Origin of the sequence: Pseudomonas sp. LB-090624, from assembly GCF_003205205.1 — a bacterium.
In the GTDB taxonomy this organism is placed as follows: Bacteria; Pseudomonadota; Gammaproteobacteria; order Pseudomonadales; family Pseudomonadaceae; genus Aquipseudomonas.
Window position 1 is genome coordinate 1 of record NZ_QJRL01000009.1, and the last position, 24,160, is coordinate 24,160.

Below are 24,160 nucleotides of genomic sequence, written 5' to 3' on the forward strand. Positions count from 1 at the left end.
CGACCTGATCCACTACGGCCAATTTAAAAGTCAGCGAGTAATCACGCTGTGTTCGCTTCACACCATGCACCATCGAGCTCTCCAGATTCTCGGGGGAAAGGTGTAAACCTTATTCAGGACGGGACAGAGCTAATAAAAAAAGGGCTAGATATCATCTAGCCCTTTTTTCAACGATTTTGGCGGGGAACCAGGGATTCGAACCCTGGGAACGCTCTCACGTTCGCCGGTTTTCAAGACCGGTGCATTCAACCACTCTGCCAATTCCCCGATGCAGACGCTGCTGCTGTCAAGTGTACATCTGGGAACTACCTGAAATAAGAACTTCAGGATAGTTGCCCATCGACGGTTTCAAGACCGTTGCCATAGACGACTTGGCCACGCTTGCAGCTCGTTTTGCGGCCGCCATAATACCTCAATGAAACACGCTGTCAAACTCTCTGTGTCGCGGGTTGCAGGAGCTCTGATAGACTCCTAGCATCTGAACGTTCGAAACCACAGGTTTACCAAGGAGTGTCGCCATGCGCGAACAGGATTACGCCGTACACCACGGCCAGCAGGTCGAGCAGCAGGAGATCAGCAAGGTCCTGCGCAACACGTACAGCCTGCTGGCGCTCACCCTCGCCTTCAGCGGTGTCATGGCCTTCGTTGCCCAGCAGATGCGCGTCGGCTACCCGAATGTGTTCGTGGTGCTGATCGGCTTCTACGGGCTGTTCTTCCTTACCAACAAACTGCGTGACTCGGCTTGGGGTCTGGTGTCTACCTTTGCCCTCACCGGCTTCATGGGCTTCATCCTCGGCCCTATCCTCAACCGCTACCTGGGCATGGCCGGTGGCGCTGAAGTGGTCAGTTCGGCGTTTGCCATGACGGCGCTGGTGTTTGGCGGTCTGTCGGCCTACGTGCTGATTACCCGCAAGGACATGAGCTTCCTCAGTGGTTTCATCACTGCAGGCTTCTTCGTATTGCTGGGTGCCGTCGTTGCCAGCTTCTTCTTCCAGATCAGCGGCCTGCAACTGGCGATCAGCGCGGGCTTCGTGCTGTTCTCGTCGGTGTGCATCCTGTTCCAGACCAGCGCGATCATTCATGGTGGCGAGCGTAACTACATCATGGCGACGATCAGCCTGTATGTGTCGATCTACAACCTGTTTGTCAGCCTGCTGCAGTTGTTTGGCATCATGGGTCGTGATGACTGATTGATTGCTGCGTGAGAAAGCCCGCTTCGGCGGGCTTTTTTGTGGATGTTCGAAAGGGGATTGGGGTGCGGGTGTACGTCGGTAGAGGTTCAGCGCCTGATAAATCGAGCGCCGCCCGCGCGGCGCATCGCGAGCTGCGCTCGCTCCTACGTTTGTTTCGGGCCAGTATCGTCTGTGCCAGCGCGCGCGAACGCCTTGCTCGCCCAACGCGATAGTGAGCCATGCCCAAAGGCGTTCGCGCGAAAATCCCATAGGCAAAATTGGCCCGAAACAAACGGAGCGAGCGCAGCTCGCGATGCGCCGCGCGGGCGGCGCTCGATTTCTGCCCCTCCCTATCCCTCAAGGCGGACACCCGCGCCCCCACAACCCTGCCAACCGTATTTATTGACCAAAAAGTCAGATAATCAGGCAAATGCTCGCCGATCATGCCGCCATCGTGCTTTTCTCTACCCCAATCCCTCATCACCCCGTAGAATGCGCTCCTTTTTTCTTCCGGGGCGGCTTTCAGCAATGAGCTCACACGAACACAGCCCAGGCGCAGCGGCGCCTGCCAATGAACTGGTGCTTGGCCTGGAGGACAAACCGCGGCTGCTCATCGGCCTGCTGGCTGCCCTGCAGCATCTGCTGGCGATCATCGTGCCAATCGTTACCCCTGGCCTGCTGATCTGTCAGGCGCTGGGCGTTTCTGCGCGTGATACCAACCTGATCGTTTCCATGTCGCTGGTAATCTCGGGTATCGCCACCTTCGTCCAGTGCAAGCGCTTTGGCCCGTTCGGCGCCGGGCTGCTGATCGTGCAGGGCACCAGCTTCAACTTCGTCGGCCCGCTGATTGCGGGCGGCGCGCTGATGGTCAAGCAAGGCACGCCGGTAGAGGGTGTGATGGCCGCCATCTTCGGCGTGGTGATTGCGGGCTCGTTCGTGGAGATGGGCGTGTCGCGCATTCTGCCGTTCGTCAAACGCCTGATCACCCCGCTGGTGACCGGTATCGTGGTGCTGATGATCGGCCTGACCTTGATCAAGGTAGGTCTGATCAGCATGGGCGGTGGCTTTGGCGCCATGGCCAACGGCACCTTTGCCAACGGCGATAACTTGCTGCTGTCGGGCGTGGTGCTGGCGATCATCGTGATCCTCAACCGCGTCCCCGTGGTATGGATGCGCAGTTGCGCCATTGTCATCGCCCTGGCGGTCGGTTACGCGCTGGCCGGCTACATGGGCCGCCTGGACTTCACCGGCATGCACGAAGCCGCGCTGTTCCAGGTGCCGACCCCGCTGCACTTTGGCCTGGGCTTCTCATGGGCGCTGTTCATTCCGATGCTGGTGATTTACCTGGTCACCTCGCTGGAAGCCATCGGTGATGTTACCGCCACCAGCAAGGTGTCGCGCCAGCCAGTAGAAGGGCCGGTATGGATGCAGCGGATCAAGGGTGGCGTGCTGGTCAACGGTGCCAACTCGCTGCTGGCCGGTGTCTTCAACACGTTCCCCAGTTCGATCTTTGCCCAGAACAACGGGGTGATTCAGCTGACCGGTATCGCCAGTCGCCACATCGGTATGTGGATTGCCGTGATGCTGGTGCTGCTGGGGCTGTTCCCGAGCGTTGCCGGGGTGATCCAGGCAGTGCCGGAGCCGGTGCTGGGTGGCGCGGCCATGGTGATGTTCGGGGCGGTTGCGGCGTCGGGTATCAATATTCTGGCCAGCACCCGGCTGGACCGTCGTGCTCTGCTGATCATCGCCGTGTCGTTGGCACTGGGCCTGGGTGTGGCGCAGGTGCCGGAGTTCCTGGCGCATATGCCGGCGGCGATTCGCAATGTGCTGGAGTCGGGTGTGGCTACTGGGGGGATCTGCGCGCTGGTGTTGAACTGGTTCTTGCCGGAGAGCAAGGAGCAGGCTTAAGGGTGTCTGCCTGTCTGGGGGCGCGCAGGACACACGGATACATAGAAGCCCGCGCCGCTTGCACAAGCGGGCGCGGGCTTTTTTGCTTTATCATGGCGGCATTCCCTTGCATGAGTAACCCATGAAATTCGCTATCGCGGTGTTCTCCCCGGCCCATGCGCCCTCCTCCCGGCGCGCCTTGCGCTATGCCGAGGCGGTGCTGGCCGGCGGGCATGAGATTGCCCGGCTGTTCTTCTACCAGGACGGGGTGCACAGTGCCTCGGCCAACGTGGTCGCGCCCCAGGACGAAGTCGATGTAGCTGCTCAGTGGCGTGCTTTTATCGAGACCCAGCAGCTGGACGCGGTGGTGTGCATCGCCGCCGCCCTGCGCCGTGGCGTGCTCGACGAAGCGGAAGCCAACCGTTACCAGCGCCCGGCCATCAACCTGCCCAAGCCGTGGGAGCTGTCCGGCCTGGGCCAATTGCACGAAGCAGCGCAAGTTGCCGACCGCCTTGTTTGCTTCGGAGGCGACTGACCATGGCCAAATCCTTGTTGATCATCAGCCGCCAGGCGCCTGGGAGTGGCCCATCCGCCCGGGAGGCACTGGATATCGCCCTGGCCGGCGGCGCGTTCGACCTGCCGCTGGGCATGCTGTTCCTCGATGATGGCGTTTTCCAGCTTGCTCCCGGCCAGCAACCTGCCGCCGTGGAACAGAAGAACCTGGCCGCCAACCTGCAGGCGCTGCCAATGTTCGGCGTCGAAGAACTGTTCGCCTGCAGCCACAGCCTGGCCCGCCGTGGCCTGGCCGCCGATAGCCTGACGCTGCCGGTGCAAGTGCTCGATGACGCGGCACTGACCGCGCTGATCGCCCGTTTCGACCAGGTGGTAACACTCTGATGACAACCTTGCATGTACTTGCCCACTCCCCGTTTGGTGACGAACGCTTGGCCAGCTGCCTGCGCCTGCTCGGCACCGATGACGCTTTGATGTTGTGTGGCGATGCGGTATACGCCCTGCGTAGCGGCAGCGAACCGCACCGCCAACTGCACGATGCCGGCCTGGCTCAGCGCCTGTTCGCGCTGGACGAAGACCTGCAGGCCCGCGCGATCGGCAACGACCTGGCCAAGGCCGTGGACTACGCCGGTTTCGTCGAACTGTCGCTGCAATACGACAAGGTCAACAGCTGGCTATGAATACGCTTACCGTTGGCGATCAGGCGATCGCCGTGGACAAGGACGGCTTTCTCGTCGACTTGCAAGACTGGTCCCACGCTGCCGCTGAAGCCTTGGCCGAACGCGAAGGCATTGCGCTGACGCCGGACCACTGGGAAATCCTCGAACTGCTGCGCCAGTTCTATCAGGAATTCCAGTTGTCACCGGCCACTCGCCCGCTGATCAAGTACACCGCTCTGAAGCTGGGCCCGGACAAGGGCAACAGCCCGCACCTGAACCGCCTGTTCAACGGCACCCCCGCCAAACTTGCCGCCAAGCTGGCGGGCCTGCCCAAGCCGACCAACTGCATATGACCCAACCCTCCTTGATTGACGTTCGCCCGCTTACCCTGGAAACCCCCGCCGAACACCCGTTCGCCGAATTCGTGCGCATTCTCGGCAAGGGCAAGCGCGGCGCGCGCGGCCTGACGCGCGAGGAGGCCCGCGCGGCCATGACCCTGCTGCTGGAAGGAAAAGTCGAGGACACCCAACTCGGCGCTTTCCTGATGCTGCTGCGGCACAAGGAAGAAAGCGCCGAAGAGCTGGCCGGCTTCACCGAAGCCCTGCGTGCCCACCTGCAGGCGCCGCGCATCGCCGTGGACCTGGACTGGCCGACCTACGCCGGCAAGAAGCGCCACCTACCCTGGTACCTGCTGGCCGCCAAATGCCTGGCCGGCAATGGTGTGCGCATTCTGATGCACGGCGGCGGCGCACATACCGCCGGGCGCATGTACACCGAGCAGTTGCTCGCCCTGTTGCAGATCCCGCTGTGCCGCGGCTGGGCTGCAGTCGAAAACGCGCTGGACCAGCACCATCTGGCATTTTTCCCGCTGCACGATTGGGCGCCGCAGTTGCAGCGCATGATCGACCTGCGCAACACCCTGGGCCTGCGCTCGCCAATCCACTCCCTGGCCCGGGTGCTCAACCCCCTGGGCGCACGCTGTGGTCTGCAGAGCATCTTCCACCCCGGTTACCAAGCGGTGCACCGGGAGGCCAGCCGCCTGCTCGGCGACCATGCCGTGGTGATCAAAGGTGATGGCGGCGAGATCGAAGTCAACCCGGATGTCATCAGCCACCTCTACGGCACCACCGCAGGCGAAGCGTGGGACGAAGAGTGGCCGGCGCTGAGCGAGCGCCGCCATGTCAAACCAGCCAGCCTGCAGGCCGAGCACTTGCAGGCGTTCTGGCGCGGGGAAGTGGAAGACAGCTACGGCGAGAAGGCCCTGATCGCGACCATGGCCCTGGCCCTGCGCGGCTTGGGACAGGACCGTGAGCAGGCCTTTGCGACCGCCCAAGGCTACTGGGATGCACGAAACAAATCGATTTAATCGATTATACAACCCCGATCTTTGCGCTATTCGTTCGAACGATTTGGCCTAGACTGGGCTCCATGACAAACAACTTTGTTTCAGGAGCTCACCATGGGCCTTTTGATCGACGGCCGCTGGCATGACCAGTGGTATGAAAACGGCAAGGACGGCACGTTCAAACGCGAAAACGCCCAACGCCGCAATCAGTTGCCCGCCCCTGAGGCCGGCCGCTACCACCTGTACGTGTCGCTCGCCTGCCCATGGGCCCACCGTACCCTGATTGTGCGCGCCCTCAAAGGCCTGGAACCATTGATCGATGTATCGGTGGTCAGCTGGCTGATGCAAGACCATGGCTGGACCTTCGATCAGCAGCAAGGCTCCAGCGGTGACCACCTCGACGCCCTGCAGTACCTGCACCAGCGCTATACCCAGGATGATCCGCACTACACCGGCCGCGTGACTGTGCCTGTGCTGTGGGACAAGAAAGAAAAGCGCATCGTCAACAATGAGTCGGCAGAAATCATCCGTATTTTCAACAGCGCGTTCAACGAGCTGACCGGCAATACCCTGGACCTCTACCCCGAGCCACTGCGCCCGGCTATCGAGGCACTGAACGGGCGCATTTACCCGGCGGTGAACAACGGCGTGTACCGCGCGGGGTTTGCCACAACGCAGGACGCCTACGAGGCGGCATTTGACGATGTGTTCAACGAACTCGATTATCTGGAAGATTTGCTGAGCCGCAATCGCTACCTGGCCGGTGAGTACCTGACCGAGGCCGATGTACGCCTGTTTACCACGCTGGTGCGGTTCGATGCGGTGTATCACGGGCATTTCAAGTGCAACCTGCGGCGCCTCAGCGACTACCACAACTTGTCGAACTGGCTGCGTGAGCTGTACCAGTGGCCGGGAGTGGCGGGGACCGTGGATATGGAGCATATCCAGAAGCACTATTACATGAGCCACAAGACCATCAACCCGAACGGGATCGTGCCTAAAGGGCCTTTGCAGGACTTTGGCTTGACGCATGATCGAGCGCGGTTGGTGGGTAAAGGAATTTGGCAGGCTTGAGAAAGCCGGGGCTGCATTGCAGCCCCAAACGTTCTCAGCTGTTCTGCGAACCTTCGAACCAGGCCAGCTTTTCGCGCAGCTGCACCACTTCCCCAACAATCACCAGGGTCGGCGCATGCACCTCATGCTGGGCCACCAGGTCCGGCAAGTCTGCCAGTGTACCGGTAAACACCCGCTGGTTACGCGTAGTCCCCTGCTGCACCAACGCCGCCGGGGTGCTTGCCGCCCGCCCATGACTGATCAGCTCGGCGCAGATGGTCGGCAAGCCCACCAATCCCATGTAGAACACCAGTGTCTGGGACGGCGCCACCAGGTCATTCCACGGCAGGTTGCTGGTGCCGTCTTTCAGATGGCCGGTGACGAAGCGCACCGATTGGGCATAGTCGCGGTGAGTCAGCGGAATCCCGCCATACGCGGAGCAACCACTGGCGGCGGTAATGCCCGGCACCACCTGGAACGGGATGCCATGCTCGGCCAACTCTTCGATCTCTTCGCCGCCCCGGCCGAAGATAAACGGGTCGCCACCCTTCAGGCGCAGCACGCGCTTGCCCTGCTGGGCCAGATCGACCAGCAAGCGGTTGATCTGGTCCTGGGGCACGGCATGGTCAGCGCGGCGCTTGCCTACGTAGATGCGCTCGGCATCACGCCGGCACATCTCGATGATGGCGGGCGCTACCAGGCGGTCGTAGAGCACCACATCGGCCTGCTGCATCAGACGCAAGGCACGGAAGGTGAGCAAGTCCGGATCACCCGGGCCCGCTCCTACCAGGTACACCTCACCGCCCTGCTGCAGCGGCGCGCCTTCTACCATCGCCTGCAACAGACGCTCGGCTTCGGCCCCCTGCCCGGCCAGCTGGCGCTCGGCAATCGGCCCCTGAAACACGGTTTCCCAGAAGCCGCGTCGCTGGTTGACGTCCGGGTACAAGGCTTTGACCTTGTGCCGGAAACGCGCGGCCAACCCGGCCAGCTCACCATAGGCTGCCGGGATCCAGGCCTCGAGCTTGGCGCGAATCAAACGCGCCAAAACCGGGGCGTCACCGCCGCTTGATACCGCAATCACCAGCGGTGAACGGTCGACGATCGCCGGGAATATCACTGTACACAGGGCTGGCGCATCCACCACGTTGACCGGCAGGCTGAGGGCCTGTGCATCGGCCGACACCTGGGCGTTCAGCCCAGGGTCGTCGGTCGCCGCAATCACCAGCCGGCAGCCGACCAGGTCGGCGGCCTGATAGCCACGCACCAGTACCTCACCACCACCTTCCCTGGCCAGCGCGGCCAGTTGGCCGTCGACATCCGGCGCCACCACGCGCAGCACACCGCCGGCATCCGCCAGCAGGCGCGCTTTGCGCAGGGCAATCTCGCCGCCGCCGACGACCAGCACGCGGCCGCCCTGCAGCTTGTGGAACAGCGGCAGGTAATCCATTTAGCGGATGACCTCGACGCCGCCCATGTACGGCTTCAGCACTTCCGGCACCAGGATCGAGCCGTCGGCCTGCTGGTAGTTTTCCAGCACGGCCACCAGGGTACGGCCCACGGCCAGGCCGGAGCCGTTGAGGGTGTGCACCAGCTCTGGTTTGCCGGTTTCCGGGTTACGCCAGCGGGCCTGCATGCGGCGCGCCTGGAAGTCGCCGCAATTGGAGCACGAGCTGATCTCGCGGTATTTGTCCTGGCTAGGCACCCACACTTCCAGGTCGTAGGTTTTCACCGCGCCAAAGCCCATATCGCCGGTGCAAAGGGCCAGCACACGGTACGGCAGCTCCAGCAGTTGCAGCACGCGCTCGGCGTTGGCAGTCAGGCCTTCCAAGGCTTCCATCGACTTGGCAGGCTCCACCACCTGCACCATCTCGACCTTGTCGAACTGGTGCTGGCGGATCATGCCGCGAGTGTCACGGCCAGAAGCGCCGGCTTCACTGCGGAAGCAAGGGGTGTGCGCGACCAGTTTCAACGGCAGTTGCTTGGCGTCGAGGATTGCCCCGGCCACCAGGTTGGTCAGCGACACTTCGGCGGTCGGGATCAGGTAGAAGTCCGCCTCGCCTTCACGGGTGATCTTGAACAGGTCTTCCTCGAACTTCGGCAGCTGGCCGGTACCCTGCAGGGCCGGAGCCTGCACCAGGTACGGGGTGTAGTGCTCCTCGTAGCCGTGCTCGCCGGTGTGCAGGTTGATCATGAACTGCGCCAGGGCACGGTGCAGGCGGGCGATCGGCCCACGCAGCACGGCAAAACGCGCGCCGGACAGCTTGGCAGCGGCTTCGAAGTCAAGGCCACCGCTAACCTCGCCAAGGGCGACGTGGTCCTGGATTGCGAAGTCGAAGGCCTTCGGCGTGCCCCAACGGCGCACTTCGACGTTGTCGTCTTCGCTGGCACCGACCGGTACGCTGGCGTCCGGCAGGTTCGGGATGGTCAGCAGGATGCCGTCCAGCTCGGCCTGGATCTCATCCAGTTCGGCCTTGCCGGCGGCCAGTTCGTTGGCCATGCGCTCAACGTCAGCCATCAGCGGCGCGATATCCTCGCCCTTGGCCTTCGCCTGGCCAATGGACTTGGAACGGGCGTTACGCTCGGCCTGCAGTTGCTCGGTGCGGGTCTGCACCGCCTTGCGGCGCTCTTCCAGTGATTCGATGCGCGCGACATCCAGGCTGAAGCCACGGGAGGCCAGGCGATCCGCCACTTCCTGAAGTTGGCCGCGTAACAGTTTGGAATCGAGCATATCGTTCTCTCGTTATGTGTAGGTGTTGGTTCAGAATCGGGTCAGGGACAGGCCGGCCCAGGTCGCGAGCAGCCCGCCCACCACGCTGATACTGGTATAGCCCAAGGCCAGGGGCACTTGCCCGCTTTCCATCAGGCGCACGGTATCGAGCGAGAAGGAGGAAAAGGTCGTCAGGCCGCCGAGGAAGCCGACAATCAGGCCGGCACGCAATTCGACCGGCGCCAGCGGCTTGTGCAAGAACAGGCCATAGAGCACGCCGATCAGCAAGCAGCCAACCAGGTTGACCGCCAGCGTACCGGCATAGAAGTGCCGTGGCCAGTGGGCCGTTACCCAGTTGGCAGTGGCAAAGCGCAACAGGGTACCGGCGATACCACCCGCGCTGACCGCGGCTATCACTGCAATCACGGTTTTCTCCGCTGACGGGGGCTGTTGCGGTCAAGGTCGGCCAGGTGGCGCAGCTTCTCGCCAATTTTCAGTTCCAGGCCACGCGGCACCGGCTGGTAGTACTGGCGCGGCTCAAGCTGGTCGGGGAAGTAGTCCTCGCCGGCAGCATAAGCGTCGGGTTCATCGTGGGCATAGCGGTACTCGTCGCCGTAACCCAGCTGTTTCATCAGCTTGGTCGGGGCATTGCGCAGGTGCAGCGGCACCTCCAGCGAGCCATGTTCGGCCGCTTCACGCAGGGCGGTCTTGAAGCCCATGTACACGGCGTTGCTTTTCGGCGCGCAGGCCAGGTAGGTGATGGCCTGTGCCACTGCCAGCTCGCCCTCGGGGCTACCCAGGCGCTCTTGTACATCCCACGCCGCCAGGCACAGGCTGAGCGCGCGCGGGTCGGCGTTGCCGATGTCTTCGCTGGCCATGCGTACCACGCGGCGGGCGATGTACAACGGGTCGCAGCCACCGTCGAGCATGCGCGCAAACCAGTACAGTGCCCCATCGGGGTTGGAGCCGCGCACTGACTTGTGCAGCGCAGAAATCTGGTCGTAGAACGCCTCGCCACCCTTGTCGAAACGGCGGCGGCTGTCACCCAGCAGGCTCTGCAGCATCTCGACATCGATCTCGCTACGGTCTTCAGCCAGGTCAGAGGCGTTTTCGAGAAAGTTGAGCATCCGCCGGCCGTCGCCATCGGCGGCGGCCATCAGCATCTTGAAGGCCTCGTCACCGACCCGCAGGTTGCGCTTGCCCAGGCCACGCTCTTCGGTCAGTGCACGGTTGACCAGCTTGCGCAGCGCCGCCTCGTCGAGGCTCTTGAGCACGTAGACCCGCGCCCGTGACAACAGCGCGTTGTTAAGCTCGAACGACGGGTTTTCGGTGGTGGCACCGATGAACAGCAGGGTGCCGTCTTCCACATAGGGTAAAAACGCGTCCTGCTGCGATTTGTTGAACCGGTGGACTTCATCGACGAACAGGATGGTGCGGCGGCCATACTGGCCGGCCTGCTGCTTCGCCACCTCGACCGCCTGGCGGATCTCCTTGACCCCGGCCAATACCGCCGAGACGGTTTCGAAGTGGGCGTCGCAGAACTGCGCCAGCAGCCGCGCCAGCGTGGTCTTGCCCACCCCTGGCGGCCCCCAGAAGATCATCGAGTGCAGCGCGCCCTGCTCCAGCGCTTCACGCAGCGGTTTGCCGCGCGCCAGCAAGTGCTCCTGGCCGACATACTCGTCCAGGTTGGACGGGCGCAGGCGAGCGGCCAGGGGCTGGGCGACAGGTTCGCTTCGAAACAGGTCCATGACGAGCTCCGGTTACTCCTTGATCACGTCCGCGCCTTTGGGGATGTCGAACCTGAACGTGCTGTCCGGCACCGGCTGGTTGGCCTTGACGCCATTGAACAGGATGTTGGTGCGCTGGCCGACGCTGTCGATCAGTTGCATGTCATTGATCAGGCCCTTGCGGAACGACACGCGCAGCGAGTCGAACAAGGTGTCCTTGGTCTTGGGCTTGAGGGTGAAGTCCATCACTTCGCCCTGCTCCTTCGAGGCGATGTCGAAGCTCTGGCTGATCTTCGACACATCACCCGACAGCAGCAGCGCCGGGGTCTGGTTCAGGCGTACGTCGAGCTTCTTGATGGTGGCTTGTTCCAGGTCCGGGTCCCACAGGGTGACGTTCTTGCCGTCCGACACCACCACCTGCTCCTGCGGTGCATCGGTGTGCCAGTAGAACAGGCCCGGGCGCTTGACCGTCATCTTGCCCGAGGTTTCCTGCAGGCTGGTGCCGTCGGCACCCAGGGTCAGCTGGGAGAAGTTGGCCTCGAGGGTCTGCGACTTTTCCAGCAGCTGCGTCAGGCGTTGTACGTCTTGCTCACCGGCATAAGCAGTAACCGAGCCCAGGGTCAGGGCAGAAACCAACAGCATGCGAATCGCGCGCATGGGAATCCTCATTGAGCGTTGAAAAGGCCGGACGCCACCGTTGGCGCCCGGCAGGGTGTTCATCAGTCGCGCGGGCCGCCCGGGGCAATCACTTCCCGCGAGCCGTTGCTGTTCATCGGGGTGACAACGCCGGCCATCTCCATCGACTCGATCATGCGCGCGGCACGGTTGTAGCCGATCTTCAGCTTGCGTTGCACGGCAGAAATCGAAGCACGACGGCTCTCGAGCACGAATTGCACCGCTTCATCATACAGGGCGTCGGTTTCGGCATCGTCACCGTCGCCACCACCGCCGCCGCCATCAAAGCCGCTACCGGCTTCTTCGACGCCGTTGAGGATGTCATCGTTGTAGTCCGGGGCGCCACGCAGTTTCCACGCCTCGACCGTGCGGTGCACCTCATCGTCGGACACGAAGGCGCCGTGCACCCGGATCGGCAGGCTGGTGCCCGGCGGCATGTACAGCATGTCACCATGGCCCAGCAGCTGCTCGGCACCACCCTGGTCGATGATGGTCCGCGAGTCGATCTTGCTGGACACCTGGAACGCCATACGGGTCGGAATGTTGGCCTTGATCAGGCCGGTGATCACGTCCACCGACGGCCGCTGGGTGGCGAGGATCAGGTGGATACCCGCCGCCCGCGCCTTCTGCGCGATACGGGCGATCAGCTCTTCGACCTTTTTGCCGACGATCATCATCATGTCGGCGAACTCGTCCACCACCACCACGATGGTTGGCAGGGTTTTCAGCGCCGGCGGCTCGTCGTCCATGCTCTCGCGACGGTACAGCGGGTCATGGATGATTTCACCTGCCTCCTGGGCATCCTTGATCTTGCGGTTGAAGCCGGCCAGGTTACGCACGCCCATGGCCGCCATCAGCTTGTAGCGCCGCTCCATCTCGGCCACGCTCCAGCGCAGCGCGTTGGCGGCGTCCTTCATGTCGGTGACCACCGGGCACAGCAGGTGCGGAATGCCTTCGTAGATCGACAGTTCGAGCATTTTCGGGTCGATCATGATCAGCCGCGCGTCTTCCGGGCTGGACTTGAACAGGATCGAGAGAATCATCGCGTTCACACCCACCGACTTACCAGAACCGGTGGTACCGGCCACCAGCAGGTGGGGCATCTTGGCCAAGTCGGTAATCACCGGCTTGCCGCCGATGTCGTGCCCCAGGGCCAGCGTGACCGGCGATTTCTGTTCGTCATACTGCGGCGTGGCCAGCACTTCAGAGAAGCGCACCATCTGCCGGTTTTCATTGGGGATCTCGATACCCACGGTGGTCTTGCCGGGGATAACCTCGACCACACGCACACTGGTCACCGCCAGCGAACGCGCCAGGTCCTTGGCCAGGTTGGCGATACGGCTGACCTTCACGCCGGCGGCAGGCTGGATTTCGTAACGGGTAATCACCGGGCCCGGGTGGATCGAGTCTACCGACACCTCCACGCCGAATTCCTTGAGCTTGATTTCCAGCAGCTGACCGACACCGGCCAGGGATTCTGGCGAGTACTCGATCTTTTTCTGCTCGGCCGGGTCAAGGATGGAAATCGACGGCAAGGTGCCTTCCACGGCGCTGTCGATGAACAGCGGCGCCTGCTTCTCCTTCATCACCCGCTTGCTCGGCTCTGGCGCCTTGTCGGCTGACGGCGGCACGATCATCGGGGTGGCGGGCTGCGCACGGGGCACTATCGGCTCGCGTGATACCACCGGCTCGCGGGCGAGGGTTGGCTCGCGCGGCACGACCGGTTCGCGGCTCAGGGTCGGCTCACGCGGCTCAGCCACCGGGGCAGGTGCTTCTTCCCGCTTGAAGATACGTTCACGCAGGGCCGGCTTGGCCGGTTCGCGCTTCTCGGCGGCCATCGGCGCGGCCTTGAGCACCCGCTCATCCTCGCGCAGCTGTGCTTCGAGGCGCTTGCGCTCGTTGCGGGCTTCCCACCAGCGGTTGGCGGCGCCTTGCACCAGCTCGAACAGGTCGAGGGTAATCTTGCCGGTCAGGTCCATCACCTTGAACCACGACAGGTCGGTAAACACGGTCAGGCCGAACAGGAACAGGGCAATGAACATCAGCGTGCTGCCCTGCACGTTCAACAGGTTGCGCGCCAGATCGCCAAGGCTTTCGCCCAGCGCCCCCCCGGCAGAGAACGGCAGGCTCGCCGACGGGTGGAAGTGGATATGCGCCAGCGCCGCCCCCGACAGCACCAGGAACACCAGGCCGATCAGCCGCCAGGAGAACAGCCAGCCGCTCCAGTCCCACGGTTGGTGGCGTTGGCGGAAGATCTGCCAGGTCTTGACTGCCAGCAGCAGCGGGAAGATATAGGCGAAGTACCCCAGCACCATGAACAGGATGTCGGCGAAGTAGGCACCGGCACGCCCGGCGGCGTTCTGTACCTGGTCCACGGTGGCGGTGTGGCTGAAGCCCGGGTCCGAGGTGTCGTAGGTCAGCAGCGCCATCCACAGGTAAAGGCACAGGGCGCCGACAGCGATCAACGCACCCTCCTTGAGGCGATAGTGCAGCTGTTGCCGCCACAGGGGCACGGGCAATGGAGCTGGGGTTGCGGTGTTTTTCTTCAAAACGCGTCTATTCCTGCGCGTGGTGCGCGTCCAATAGTGATCGGCCGGCGGTGCGGCCAATGAACCACTACTTTTAACATTACTGCCCGCCCACTGCCATGACGGCGCGCCATAAGGCGCTTGAGTGGGGGCGACTTTCGTATAGCTGCAATTTGAGCACGCATTTTCTTTTGTGACAAAGGCTTATGCTGTGTTTTTGCACAGGTGTGACAGCAAATGTAGCGGATGGTGCCTGTGGTTTCATGAATGTGTAGGAAATTGCCCAATTTGCACGAGCCACAGCCGTGGGACCCTCAAAGACATTGACCCTGGTTTTCACCCGCGCCATGCTGCCCTCTCCCCTCCCCCACCGCACGATAGACCATGCTCACCTGGCTGACCCGCGACTCGCTGACCTTCCCGCCCCTGGAAAAGGCCCTGCACGACCCTAACGGCCTGCTCGCCGCTGGCGGCGACCTGAGCCCGGAGCGGTTGGTGCAGGCCTATCGCCATGGCTGCTTTCCCTGGTACCAGGACGGCCAGCCGATCCTCTGGTGGTCACCCGACCCGCGCACGGTCTTGCTGCCAGACCAACTGCACGTGTCGCGGTCGCTGGCCAAGCTGATGCGCCAGGGCCGCTACCAGGTCAGTTTCGACACTGATTTCCCGGCGGTGATCGCCGCCTGCGCCGCGCCCCGCGACTACGCCGACGGCACCTGGATCACCGACACCATGCGCAACGCCTACTGCGAACTGCACCGGCGCGGCATCGCCCACTCGGTGGAGGTACGCCAGGACGGCGAGCTGGTCGGCGGCCTGTATGGCCTGGCGATGGGCCAGCTGTTCTTCGGCGAATCGATGTTCAGCCGTGCGGACAACGCCTCCAAGGTAGGCTTCGTGACCTTGGTCGAGCACCTGCGCCAGGCCGGCTTCGTGCTGATCGACTGCCAGATGCCGACCAACCACCTGCACAGCCTGGGCGCCCAGGCCATCAGCCGTGCCGAGTTCGCCGGCTACCTGGCACGCCACCTCGACCAGCCCAACAGCGCTACCTGGGTGGTTGCCTAGGCGAGTTGCCATAGCTGGCTTACACTTAAAGCAACGTCTCACCGATGGGGGTTGATCATGACAGAGCTGGCGCGGTTGAAGTTTTATGCCACTCAACCCCACTCCTGCAGCTACCTGCCCGACGAGCAGGCGACCACACTGTTCCTCGACCCCAGCCAGCCGATGGACGTGAACGTGTACGCCGACCTGTCGGAAATGGGCTTTCGCCGCAGCGGCGACCACCTGTACCGCCCGCACTGCCAAAACTGCAACGCCTGCGTGCCGGCGCGCATCCCGGCGGCACGCTTCATTCCCAACCGACAGCAGCGGCGCATTCTCAAGCGCAACGCCGACTTGACGGTGGCCGCAGCGCGCCCGGCGTTCAAGGAAGAATACTTCGAGCTGTACCGACGCTATATCGAAACGCGCCACGCCGATGGTGACATGTACCCGCCAAGCCGCGACCAGTTCTCCACCTTCCTGGTGCGCGACTTGCCATTCTGCTGGTTCTACGAGTTCCGCCTGGAAGGCCGCCTGCTGGCAGTGGCGGTGTGCGACCTGCTGCCCAACGGGCTGTCGGCGGTGTACACCTTCTACGAACCGGACGAAGAGCGCCGCAGCCTTGGCCGCTTCGCCATCCTCTGGCAGATCACCGAAGCCCTGCGCCAGAACCTGGAGGCGGTCTACCTGGGTTACTGGATCAAGAACTGCAAGAAAATGAACTACAAGACGCAGTATCGGCCTATCGAGTTGTTGATAAACCAGCGCTGGGTCACCCTCAACTGAAAGCATTGGCTTGACACGCAGTTTTCGGGCATAATCCACGCCACTTTTTTGCCCGCTGCGGTTATGCGTCGGGCTAACACTGGATACCGAGGGCTCAACTGCATGTCGAAAGAAGACAGCTTCGAAATGGAAGGTACTGTCGTCGACACCCTGCCCAACACCATGTTCCGCGTGGAGTTGGAAAACGGGCACGTCGTAACCGCGCACATCTCCGGAAAGATGCGCAAGAACTACATTCGTATTCTCACTGGCGACAAGGTCCGCGTCGAACTGACACCGTACGACCTGAGCAAGGGCCGCATCACCTACCGTGCGCGCTAAGCTCAAGCCATGAAAAAGCCCGGCCATGAGCCGGGCTTTTTTGTGCCTTACGAAATTGCAAGGGGACTGCAAGGCAGCCCCCCGCACATCACGCAACCTCAGCCGTGGTCTCGAAGTCGAACACCAGTTCGCCATCGCGCAGGTCGACGTGCACCACGCCGCCATGCTCGGCCAGTTCGCCAAACAGGATCTCTTCGGCCAGCGGCCGCTTGATCTTGTCCTGGATCAGCCGCGCCATCGGCCGCGCACCCATCTGCACGTCGTAGCCCGATGCCGCGAGCCAGCCGCGGGCGTCATCGCTGACTTCCAGCAGCACACGCTTGTCTTCCAGCTGCGCCTGCAGTTCGATAAGGAACTTGTCGACGATGCTCTTGATCGTCTCGTGGCTCAGGCGGCCGAACTGGATAATGGTATCCAGGCGGTTGCGGAACTCAGGCGTGAAGCTCTTGCGGATAACTTCCATGGCATCGGACGCGTGGTCCTGATGGGTAAAGCCAATCGACGCCCGCGCCGCGGTTTCGGCCCCGGCGTTGGTGGTCATGATCAGGATCACGTTACGGAAGTCAGCCTTACGCCCGTTGTTATCGGTCAGGGTACCGTGGTCCATCACCTGCAGCAGCAGGTTGAAGACTTCCGGGTGGGCCTTCTCGATTTCGTCGAGCAGCAAGACGCAATGCGGCTGCTTGGTGATCGCCTCGGTCAGCAAACCGCCCTGATCGAAGCCGACATAACCGGGTGGCGCACCGATCAGGCGCGACACGGTGTGGCGCTCCATGTACTCGGACATGTCGAAGCGGACCAGTTCGACGCCAAGCGCCTTCGCCAACTGCCGGGCAGCCTCGGTTTTACCCACGCCGGTCGGGCCGGCGAACAGGAACGAACCGACTGGCTTGTCTGGCGACTTCAGGCCGGCACGCGACAGCTTGATCGCAGTCGCCAGCGAGTCGATGGCCTGATCCTGGCCGAACACGGTCAGTTTCAGGTCACGCTCAAGGTTACGCAGCAGCTCCTTGTCGGAACTGGTCACGTGCTTGGGCGGAATGCGCGCAATCTTGGCCACGATATCCTCGACTTGCGGCACATCGATACGCTTGACGCGATTGGCCTCCGGCTGCAGGCGCTGGTATGCGCCAGCTTCGTCGATCACATCGATGGCCTTGTCCGGCATGTGGCGGTCATTGATGTAGCGCGAGGCCAGCTCGGCAGCGGCGCGCAGGGCTTCGTCGCTGTACTCGATGTTGTGGTGGCTTTCGAAACGCCCTTTCAGGCCGCGCAGAATGCCCACGGTATCTTCGACCGATGGCTCGCTGACATCCACCTTCTGGAAGCGGCGCGCCAAGGCACGATCTTTCTCGAAAATGCCGCGGAACTCCTGGAAGGTGGTCGAGCCGATGCAACGGATTTCACCCGAAGACAACAGCGGCTTGAGCAGGTTCGAGGCATCCATCACCCCGCCCGACGCCGCACCGGCGCCGATGATGGTATGGATTTCGTCGATGAACAGAATGGCCTGCGGGCGCTTGCGCAGTTCGCCGAGCAGCGCCTTGAAGCGCTTCTCGAAGTCACCGCGGTACTTGGTGCCAGCCAGCAGCGCACCCAGGTCGAGCGAGTACACCACGCTTTGCGCCAGCAGATCGGGCACCTGGCCATCGACGATACGCTTGGCCAGGCCTTCGGCGATGGCGGTCTTGCCCACACCGGCCTCACCCACCAGCAGCGGGTTGTTCTTGCGTCGACGGGCAAGGATTTGCGCTACGCGCTCCACTTCCTGCTCGCGACCGACCAGCGGGTCGATACGACCGGCACGCGCCAGTTCGTTCAGGTTGCTGGCGTAGGCATCCAGCGGGTTGCTCGAAGAGGAGGTTTCGCCGCCCTCTTCGTCCTGCATTTCCTGGTCGCTTTCAGACTGCGAACCATGCCCCGGCACCTTGGAGATGCCATGGGCGATGTAGTTGACCACGTCGATGCGGGCCACGCTCTGCTGCTTGAGCAGGAACACGGCCTGGCTTTCCTGTTCGCTGAAGATCGCCACCAGCACGTTGGCGCCGGTTACTTCGCGCTTGCCGGAGCTTTGCACGTGAAACACGGCACGCTGCAGTACGCGCTGGAAGCCCAGGGTTGGCTGGGTTTCGCGGTCTTCGTCATTGACGGGAATCAGCGGGGTGGTGGAATCGATGAACTCTTGCAGGTCGTGCTTGAGCTTGTCGAGATTGGCGCCACAGGCGCGCAGAACGGTCGCGGCAGCCTCATTGTCAAGGAGTGCCAGCAGCAGATGTTCGACGGTCATGAACTCATGACGCTTCGAACGAGCCTCCTTGAAGGCAAGATTGAGGGTGACTTCGAGCTCGCGGTTTAACATAGCTTCACCTCATACCCAAGTGGTCGGCGATTAACCGTCCTTCTCGATTTCACAGAGTAGCGGATGCTGGCTTTCCCTGGCGTATTGGTTGACCTGCATTGCCTTTGTTTCGGCGATGTCACGGGTAAACAATCCGCACACTGCCCGCCCCTCGGTATGGACGGTCAGCATGATCTTGGTCGCCAGCTCGCGGTTCAGACTGAAGAACGTCTCGAGCACTTCGACGACGAAATCCATCGGCGTGTAGTCATCGTTGAATAAAACCACCTTGTACATCGGTGGCGCCTGCAGGATCGGCTTGGCTTCCTGAACTGCAAGACCTGAGCCGTCGTCCTCATTCGATTGCGGGCGATCCTGATTGAATGTTAGTCGAATCTCACTAGGTGCATGCATGGAAAGAATTTCATCATGAGCGTCAGGTTAAGGTAGTGGGTTGACTGCACAGGCCGCGGCCGGCGCAGGCGCCGCGTGACCTTGACTATCGGCAAAACGGTGTTACAACCAATAAGAACCCACCGTGGTCGATAAAGATCCGCGCAGTCAACCAGATTTTTCGCAGGTTCGTATGCGGATGAAGTGGATGATACTCCAGTGATGGAGTCCTTTGCAGAGGGACATTGGGATGGCAAGCGGTAAAGTCAAGTGGTTCAACAACGCCAAAGGCTATGGTTTCGTCAATGCCGATGGCGATAGCGAAGACCTCTTCGCCCATTATTCCGCCATCCAGATGGACGGCTACAAGACCCTCAAGGCCGGCCAGACCGTGACGTTCGACATTGTGCAGGGCCCCAAGGGCAAGCACGCGGTGAACATTTCCGGTAACGCAGCCGTGAAGGCAGATATCACGCCGGAGGTCGTTACGGCCAACGCCTGACCTGCTTCGCTTTGCCGGCAGATGAAAAAACCGGCCGCTTCTTCATGGAGCGGCCGGTTTTCCATTGCCTCACATATGCTTGATCATCGCATCGCCAAACCCTGAACTGCCCACCAGCGTCGCCCCCTCCATCAAGCGCTCGAAGTCATAGGTCACGGTCTTGGCCGCAATCGCCCCATTGGTGCCCTTGATGATCAGGTCGGCCGCCTCGGTCCAGCCCATGTGGCGCAGCATCATCTCCGCCGACAGGATCACCGAGCCCGGGTTGACCTTGTCCTGCCCGGCATATTTGGGCGCGGTACCGTGGGTAGCCTCGAACATGGCCACGGTGTCGGACAGGTTGGCGCCCGGGGCGATGCCGATACCCCCCACCTCAGCCGCCAGAGCGTCGGACAGGTAGTCACCGTTAAGGTTGAGGGTAGCGATCACATCGTACTCGGCCGGGCGCAGCAATATCTGTTGCAGCATGGCATCGGCGATGGCGTCCTTGACGATCACCTCGCGGCCGGTTTTCGGGTTCTTGAACTTCATCCACGGCCCGCCGTCGAGCAGTTCGGCGCCGAACTCCTCACGGGCCACCTCGTAGCCCCAGTCCTTGAAGGCCCCTTCGGTGAACTTCATGATGTTGCCCTTGTGCACCAAGGTCAGCGACTCCCGGTCGTTGTCCACCACATATTGCAGGGCCTTGCGCACCAGGCGCCTGGTGCCCTCGCGGGACACCGGCTTGACACCAATGCCGCAGTCCTGATCGAAGCGGATCTTGGTGACCCCCATTTCCTCTTTCAGGAACTTGATCACCTTGTTCGCTTCGGGCGAGCCGGCCTTCCACTCGATCCCGGCATAGATGTCCTCGGAGTTCTCGCGGAAAATCACCATGTCGACATCACCCGGCTTTTTCACCGGGCTCGGCACCCCCTGGAACCACAGCACCGGGCGCAGGCACACATACAGGTCGAGCTGCTGGCGCAGGGCGACGTTCAGCGAACGGATGCCACCCCCGACCGGGGTGGTCAGCGGGCCCTTGATCGACACCACGAAATCACGCACGGCATCGAGGGTTTCCTGGGGCAGCCAGGTGTCCTGGTCGTACACCTGGGTGGCCTTTTCGCCGGCGTACACCTCCATCCAGGCGATTTTGCGCTTGCCGCCATAGGCCTTTTGCACGGCGGCGTCGACCACCTTGATCATGACCGGCGAAACATCGACGCCAATCCCGTCGCCTTCGATATAAGGAATGATCGGGTTGTCAGGCACGTTGAGCGAATGGTCTGCATTGACGGTGATCTTGGCGCCGTCGGTCGGAACCTTGATTTTCTGGTATCCCATGCTTGCACTACTCCGCTGTCGGGTGTGGTTTGGACATCATGCGCTGCAATCAGCCTAAACCACATCTGCCGACCTGCAAGGCATGCGGCGTTACGCCACATTGCCGCTTAGTCTTTGGTCTTATAAATGGGCCGATATCACTTGGCCTTGCTGATTAGCCCGAATGGTTTGGTATACTCCGCCGCGACCGAAGGGTCATCGGGGCGAATCCCAGGAAAATGCGGACCGCCCTAGGCCATGAATGGCCATAAAGCCTGGGTTGTTACCGCAGCTCAGCACTTGACGCTCGACTGATGCATCCACCATCACCGCTCGCAGCCTCTCGACTTTCCGCTCATGGCGCTGCCAGGGCGATGCGCCTACCCTGCGCACCACGAGACTCGAGCACGCTCAGCACACAGAGAGTTAACCCGCATGCCCACCCGTTCCAAGATCATCTATACCTTCACCGACGAAGCCCCCGCCCTCGCCACTTACTCGCTGCTGCCGATCATCGAAGCGTTCACCGCTTCGGCTGACATCGCGGTCGAAACTCGCGACATCTCCCTGGCCGGCCGTATCCTTGCCGCCTTCCCGGAGCAACTGGGCGCAGAGAAGCAAGTAGGCGATCATCTGGCGGAACTGGGCCAGCTGGCTACCACCCCTGAAGCCAACATCATCAAGCTGCCGAACATCAGCGCCTCGGTACCGCAGCTCAAGGCCGCGATCAAGGAACTGCAAGGCAAGGGCTTCAACATCCCTGACTATGCCGACGAGCCGGCCACCGCGGACGAAAAAGAATCCCGTGCCCGCTACGACCGCATCAAGGGTTCCGCCGTGAACCCGGTGCTGCGCGAAGGCAACTCCGACCGCCGCGCGCCGCTGTCGGTCAAGAACTACGCCCGCAAGCACCCGCACAAAATGGGCGCCTGGGCCGCCGACTCCAAGTCGCACGTTGCCCACATGACTCAGGGCGACTTCTACGGCAGTGAGAAAGCCGCACTGATCGAAGCTGACGATAGCCTGCGCATCGAGCTGGTCGGCAAAGACGGCAGCACCACCGTGCTGAAAGAAAAGACTGCGGTCAAGGCTGCCGAAGTCATCGACTGCGCGACCATGAGCCGCAAGGCCCTGAAAGCCTTCATCGCCGAGCAGATCGCCGATGCCAAGGCCTCTGGCGTGCTGCTGTCGGTACACCTGAAAGCCACCATGATGAAGGTCTCCGACCCGATCATGTTCGGCGTCATCGTCGAAGAATTCTACGGCGACGTGCTGGCCAAGCACGCCGCAGCGCTGGCCGAGGTCGGCTTCAACGCCAACAACGGTATCGGCGACCTGTACGCCCGCATCAAGGACCTGCCAGCTGACAAGCAGGCCGAGATCGAAGCCGACATCCAGGCCCTGTACGCCGAGCGTCCGGCCCTGGCCATGGTCAACTCCGACAAAGGCATCACCAACCTGCACGTGCCAAGCGACGTGATCGTCGACGCCTCGATGCCGGCCATGATCCGTGACTCGGGCAAGATGTGGAACACTGCTGGCGAACTGCAAGACGCCAAGGCCGTGATCCCGGACCGTTGCTACGCCGGTATCTACCAGGCCACCATCGAAGACTGCAAGAAAAACGGCGCCCTCGACCCGACCACCATGGGCAGCGTGCCGAACGTTGGCCTGATGGCGCAGAAAGCCGAAGAGTATGGCTCCCACGACAAGACCTTCCAGATCAAGGCTGACGGTGTGGTTCGCGTAGTCGATGGCAAGGGCAACGTCGTGCTGGAGCAGAACGTCGAAGCCGGCGACATCTTCCGCATGTGCCAGACCAAGGACGCGCCGATCCAGGACTGGGTCAAGCTGGCCGTCAACCGCGCCCGCCTGAGCAACACCCCTGCGGTGTTCTGGCTGGACCCGGCCCGCGCCCACGACGGCGTGATGATCGAGAAGGTACAGAAGTACCTGAAGGATCACGACACCACTGGCCTGGACATCCGTGTACTGGCTCCGGTCGACGCCATCAAGTTCTCCCTGGCCCGCATTCGCGAAGGCAAGGACACCATTTCGGTGACCGGCAACGTGCTGCGCGACTACCTGACCGACCTGTTCCCGATCATGGAGCTGGGCACCAGCGCCAAGATGCTGTCGATCGTGCCGCTGATGAACGGCGGTGGCCTGTTCGAAACCGGCGCCGGCGGTTCGGCACCGAAGCACGTGCAGCAGCTGGTTGAAGAGAACTTCCTGCGTTGGGACTCGCTGGGTGAATTCCTGGCCCTGGCCGCTTCCCTGGAGCACCTGGGCAACACCTACGACAACCCGCGCGCCAAGGTCCTGGCCAACACCCTGGACCAGGCCACCGGCAAGTTCCTCGACACCAACAAGTCGCCATCGCGCAAAGTCGGTGGTATCGACAACCGCGGCAGCCACTTCTACCTGACCCTGTACTGGGCCCAGGCCCTGGCTGCCCAGAGCGACGACGCTGCCCTGCAGGCACGCTTCGCCCCGCTGGCCAAGACCCTGACCGAGAACGAGGAGACCATCGTCGCCGAGCTCAACGCCGTTCAGGGCAAGCCGGCCGACATCGGTGGCTACTACGCGCCGGATGCCGAGCTGACTGCCAAGGTGATGCGCCCAAGCCAGATCCTGAACAGCGCCATCGCCGCCCTGTAAGGTTCGCTTGAAGTAACAGCACAAACCCCGGCCACGCACCGGGGTTTGTGCTTTCTGGAAACAAGCTCGGCCCCTGTACACCTTTGAGGAGATGCGCATGACCTGGCAACCCCACATCACCGTCGCCACCATCGTCGAGCACGAAGGCAAGTTTCTCTTCGTCGAGGAGTTCAAGGCCAACCAACACGTATTCAATCAGCCTGCCGGCCACCTCGAGCCCAACGAGACCCTGCCCCAGGCCGCCCTGCGCGAAACCCTGGAAGAGACCGCCTGGGAAGTCGAGCTCACCGGCGTGGTCGGCATCTACCTGTACACCGCCCCCAGCAACGGCGTGACCTACCAGCGCATCTGCTTCGCCGCCCGCCCCGTGCGCCACCACACCGACCTGGCACTGGACAGCGACATCGTCCGCGCCGTGTGGCTGACCCGCGAAGAACTGCTGGCCGACCCCGCCCGCTGGCGCAGCGAGCTGGTGCCGCGCTGCCTGGATGACTACCTCGAAGGCCCGCTGCACAGCCTCGACCTGCTACGCGACTGACGC

At 62.3% G+C, this 24,160-nt stretch carries 23 protein-coding genes and 1 tRNA gene; 14 read left to right on the top strand and 10 right to left on the bottom strand.

Annotated elements, in window-relative coordinates; translation table 11 throughout:
* Positions 1–177: 177 nt before the first annotated feature.
* Positions 178–267 (bottom strand) — tRNA-Ser (locus tag DMX11_RS11285).
* Between the two features lie 251 nt (positions 268–518).
* Here DMX11_RS11285 and DMX11_RS11290 point away from each other — a divergent pair.
* The 8 genes from DMX11_RS11290 (at position 519) to DMX11_RS11330 (ending at position 6,650) form a co-directional block, all read left to right on the top strand.
* The gene (locus DMX11_RS11290) at positions 519–1,190 is read left to right on the top strand and encodes a Bax inhibitor-1/YccA family protein (protein ID WP_003251184.1); all 672 of its coding nucleotides are present in this window, start codon (positions 519–521) and stop codon (positions 1,188–1,190) included.
* Between the two features lie 510 nt (positions 1,191–1,700).
* Positions 1,701–3,080: a nucleobase:cation symporter-2 family protein gene (locus DMX11_RS11300; RefSeq protein ID WP_016498869.1), complete on the top strand. Its 1,380-nt coding sequence runs from the start codon at positions 1,701–1,703 to the stop codon at positions 3,078–3,080.
* 121 nt (positions 3,081–3,201) lie between these two features.
* Positions 3,202–3,594, top strand: coding sequence for a sulfurtransferase complex subunit TusD (gene tusD, locus DMX11_RS11305; RefSeq protein ID WP_110744610.1), 393 nt, complete (start codon positions 3,202–3,204; stop codon positions 3,592–3,594).
* A gap of 2 nt (positions 3,595–3,596) precedes the next feature.
* On the top strand, positions 3,597–3,956 hold the full coding sequence (tusC, locus tag DMX11_RS11310) for a sulfurtransferase complex subunit TusC (RefSeq protein ID WP_110744611.1): 360 nt from the start codon (positions 3,597–3,599) through the stop codon (positions 3,954–3,956).
* Positions 3,956–4,252: a sulfurtransferase complex subunit TusB gene (gene tusB / locus DMX11_RS11315; protein WP_110744612.1), complete on the top strand. Its 297-nt coding sequence runs from the start codon at positions 3,956–3,958 to the stop codon at positions 4,250–4,252. The genes tusC and tusB overlap by 1 nt, the downstream gene beginning before the upstream one ends.
* Entirely contained in the window at positions 4,249–4,584 is a 336-nt protein-coding gene (locus tag DMX11_RS11320) for a TusE/DsrC/DsvC family sulfur relay protein (RefSeq protein WP_110744613.1), read from the top strand. Before tusB ends, DMX11_RS11320 begins: the two co-directional genes overlap by 4 nt.
* Positions 4,585–4,595: 11 nt before the next feature.
* Entirely contained in the window at positions 4,596–5,597 is a 1,002-nt protein-coding gene (locus DMX11_RS11325) for a glycosyl transferase family protein (protein ID WP_371921790.1), read from the top strand.
* A 93-nt stretch (positions 5,598–5,690) separates the two neighbouring features.
* Positions 5,691–6,650, top strand: a complete 960-nt coding sequence (locus DMX11_RS11330) for a glutathione S-transferase family protein (RefSeq protein ID WP_110744615.1) — start codon at positions 5,691–5,693, stop codon at positions 6,648–6,650.
* A gap of 34 nt (positions 6,651–6,684) precedes the next feature.
* Here DMX11_RS11330 and cysG read toward each other — a convergent pair whose 3' ends face one another.
* The 6 genes from cysG to DMX11_RS11360 form a co-directional block, all read right to left on the bottom strand.
* The gene (gene cysG, locus DMX11_RS11335; RefSeq protein ID WP_110744616.1) at positions 6,685–8,076 is read right to left on the bottom strand and encodes a siroheme synthase CysG; all 1,392 of its coding nucleotides are present in this window, start codon (positions 8,074–8,076) and stop codon (positions 6,685–6,687) included.
* Positions 8,077–9,357 carry a serine--tRNA ligase gene (gene serS / locus DMX11_RS11340; RefSeq protein ID WP_110744617.1) on the bottom strand — a complete coding sequence of 427 codons (1,281 nt, stop codon included), beginning with the start codon at positions 9,355–9,357 and terminating at the stop codon, positions 8,077–8,079.
* Positions 9,358–9,387: 30 nt separating this feature from the next.
* Entirely contained in the window at positions 9,388–9,762 is a 375-nt protein-coding gene (gene crcB / locus DMX11_RS11345; protein ID WP_110744618.1) for a fluoride efflux transporter CrcB, read from the bottom strand.
* Positions 9,759–11,084: a replication-associated recombination protein A gene (locus DMX11_RS11350; protein ID WP_110744619.1), complete on the bottom strand. Its 1,326-nt coding sequence runs from the start codon at positions 11,082–11,084 to the stop codon at positions 9,759–9,761. Before DMX11_RS11350 ends, crcB begins: the two co-directional genes overlap by 4 nt.
* Positions 11,085–11,096: 12 nt before the next feature.
* Positions 11,097–11,720, bottom strand: a complete 624-nt coding sequence (gene lolA, locus DMX11_RS11355) for an outer membrane lipoprotein chaperone LolA (RefSeq protein ID WP_110744620.1) — start codon at positions 11,718–11,720, stop codon at positions 11,097–11,099.
* Between the two features lie 62 nt (positions 11,721–11,782).
* On the bottom strand, positions 11,783–14,347 hold the full coding sequence (locus DMX11_RS11360) for a DNA translocase FtsK (RefSeq protein WP_371921789.1): 2,565 nt from the start codon (positions 14,345–14,347) through the stop codon (positions 11,783–11,785).
* Positions 14,348–14,650: 303 nt separating this feature from the next.
* Here DMX11_RS11360 and aat point away from each other — a divergent pair, with 303 nt between their 5' ends.
* From aat to infA, 3 genes are all read left to right on the top strand, one after another.
* Positions 14,651–15,334, top strand: coding sequence for a leucyl/phenylalanyl-tRNA--protein transferase (gene aat / locus DMX11_RS11365; RefSeq protein ID WP_110744621.1), 684 nt, complete (start codon positions 14,651–14,653; stop codon positions 15,332–15,334).
* Between the two features lie 57 nt (positions 15,335–15,391).
* Positions 15,392–16,099, top strand: coding sequence for an arginyltransferase (locus DMX11_RS11370; protein ID WP_110744622.1), 708 nt, complete (start codon positions 15,392–15,394; stop codon positions 16,097–16,099).
* 102 nt (positions 16,100–16,201) lie between these two features.
* Positions 16,202–16,420 (top strand): translation initiation factor IF-1, encoded by a 219-nt coding sequence (infA, locus tag DMX11_RS11375; protein ID WP_002553999.1) that lies wholly within the window; start codon positions 16,202–16,204, stop codon positions 16,418–16,420.
* An 88-nt stretch (positions 16,421–16,508) separates the two neighbouring features.
* Here the strand turns inward: infA and clpA are convergent, their stop codons facing one another.
* Both clpA and clpS read right to left on the bottom strand, forming a co-directional pair.
* On the bottom strand, positions 16,509–18,779 hold the full coding sequence (gene clpA / locus DMX11_RS11380; RefSeq protein ID WP_110744623.1) for an ATP-dependent Clp protease ATP-binding subunit ClpA: 2,271 nt from the start codon (positions 18,777–18,779) through the stop codon (positions 16,509–16,511).
* A gap of 30 nt (positions 18,780–18,809) precedes the next feature.
* Positions 18,810–19,172, bottom strand: a complete 363-nt coding sequence (gene clpS / locus DMX11_RS11385; RefSeq protein ID WP_003251220.1) for an ATP-dependent Clp protease adapter ClpS — start codon at positions 19,170–19,172, stop codon at positions 18,810–18,812.
* 229 nt (positions 19,173–19,401) lie between these two features.
* On the opposite strand from clpS, the gene cspD reads away from it, so the two are divergent.
* Positions 19,402–19,653, top strand: coding sequence for a cold shock domain-containing protein CspD (gene cspD, locus DMX11_RS11390; RefSeq protein WP_146230358.1), 252 nt, complete (start codon positions 19,402–19,404; stop codon positions 19,651–19,653).
* A 69-nt stretch (positions 19,654–19,722) separates the two neighbouring features.
* Here the strand turns inward: cspD and icd are convergent, their stop codons facing one another.
* The gene (gene icd / locus DMX11_RS11395; protein ID WP_110744624.1) at positions 19,723–20,979 is read right to left on the bottom strand and encodes an NADP-dependent isocitrate dehydrogenase; all 1,257 of its coding nucleotides are present in this window, start codon (positions 20,977–20,979) and stop codon (positions 19,723–19,725) included.
* Positions 20,980–21,393: 414 nt separating this feature from the next.
* On the opposite strand from icd, the gene DMX11_RS11400 reads away from it, so the two are divergent.
* Complete coding sequence (locus DMX11_RS11400) at positions 21,394–23,619, top strand: NADP-dependent isocitrate dehydrogenase (protein ID WP_110744625.1); 2,226 nt, start codon at positions 21,394–21,396, stop codon at positions 23,617–23,619.
* 97 nt (positions 23,620–23,716) lie between these two features.
* A complete protein-coding gene (locus DMX11_RS11405; RefSeq protein ID WP_110744626.1) occupies positions 23,717–24,157 on the top strand; it encodes an NUDIX hydrolase in 441 nt (146 codons plus the stop codon).
* The last annotated feature ends 3 nt before the right edge of the window (positions 24,158–24,160 follow it).

Excerpts from the sequence above, each read along its gene's own strand:
- DMX11_RS11290 (WP_003251184.1), top strand. The coding sequence starts at position 519 with ATGCGCGAACAGGATTACGCCGTACACCACGGCCAGCAGGTCGAGCAG.
- DMX11_RS11300 (WP_016498869.1), top strand. The coding sequence starts at position 1,701 with ATGAGCTCACACGAACACAGCCCAGGCGCAGCGGCGCCTGCCAATGAA.
- tusD (WP_110744610.1), top strand. The coding sequence starts at position 3,202 with ATGAAATTCGCTATCGCGGTGTTCTCCCCGGCCCATGCGCCCTCCTCC.
- tusC (WP_110744611.1), top strand. The coding sequence starts at position 3,597 with ATGGCCAAATCCTTGTTGATCATCAGCCGCCAGGCGCCTGGGAGTGGC.
- tusB (WP_110744612.1), top strand. The coding sequence starts at position 3,956 with ATGACAACCTTGCATGTACTTGCCCACTCCCCGTTTGGTGACGAACGC.
- DMX11_RS11320 (WP_110744613.1), top strand. The coding sequence starts at position 4,249 with ATGAATACGCTTACCGTTGGCGATCAGGCGATCGCCGTGGACAAGGAC.
- DMX11_RS11330 (WP_110744615.1), top strand. The coding sequence starts at position 5,691 with ATGGGCCTTTTGATCGACGGCCGCTGGCATGACCAGTGGTATGAAAAC.
- cysG (WP_110744616.1), bottom strand. The coding sequence starts at position 8,076 with ATGGATTACCTGCCGCTGTTCCACAAGCTGCAGGGCGGCCGCGTGCTG.
- serS (WP_110744617.1), bottom strand. The coding sequence starts at position 9,357 with ATGCTCGATTCCAAACTGTTACGCGGCCAACTTCAGGAAGTGGCGGAT.
- DMX11_RS11350 (WP_110744619.1), bottom strand. The coding sequence starts at position 11,084 with ATGGACCTGTTTCGAAGCGAACCTGTCGCCCAGCCCCTGGCCGCTCGC.
- lolA (WP_110744620.1), bottom strand. The coding sequence starts at position 11,720 with ATGCGCGCGATTCGCATGCTGTTGGTTTCTGCCCTGACCCTGGGCTCG.
- aat (WP_110744621.1), top strand. The coding sequence starts at position 14,651 with ATGCTCACCTGGCTGACCCGCGACTCGCTGACCTTCCCGCCCCTGGAA.
- DMX11_RS11370 (WP_110744622.1), top strand. The coding sequence starts at position 15,392 with ATGACAGAGCTGGCGCGGTTGAAGTTTTATGCCACTCAACCCCACTCC.
- infA (WP_002553999.1), top strand. The coding sequence starts at position 16,202 with ATGTCGAAAGAAGACAGCTTCGAAATGGAAGGTACTGTCGTCGACACC.
- clpA (WP_110744623.1), bottom strand. The coding sequence starts at position 18,779 with ATGTTAAACCGCGAGCTCGAAGTCACCCTCAATCTTGCCTTCAAGGAG.
- clpS (WP_003251220.1), bottom strand. The coding sequence starts at position 19,172 with ATGCATGCACCTAGTGAGATTCGACTAACATTCAATCAGGATCGCCCG.
- cspD (WP_146230358.1), top strand. The coding sequence starts at position 19,402 with ATGGCAAGCGGTAAAGTCAAGTGGTTCAACAACGCCAAAGGCTATGGT.
- icd (WP_110744624.1), bottom strand. The coding sequence starts at position 20,979 with ATGGGATACCAGAAAATCAAGGTTCCGACCGACGGCGCCAAGATCACC.
- DMX11_RS11400 (WP_110744625.1), top strand. The coding sequence starts at position 21,394 with ATGCCCACCCGTTCCAAGATCATCTATACCTTCACCGACGAAGCCCCC.
- DMX11_RS11405 (WP_110744626.1), top strand. The coding sequence starts at position 23,717 with ATGACCTGGCAACCCCACATCACCGTCGCCACCATCGTCGAGCACGAA.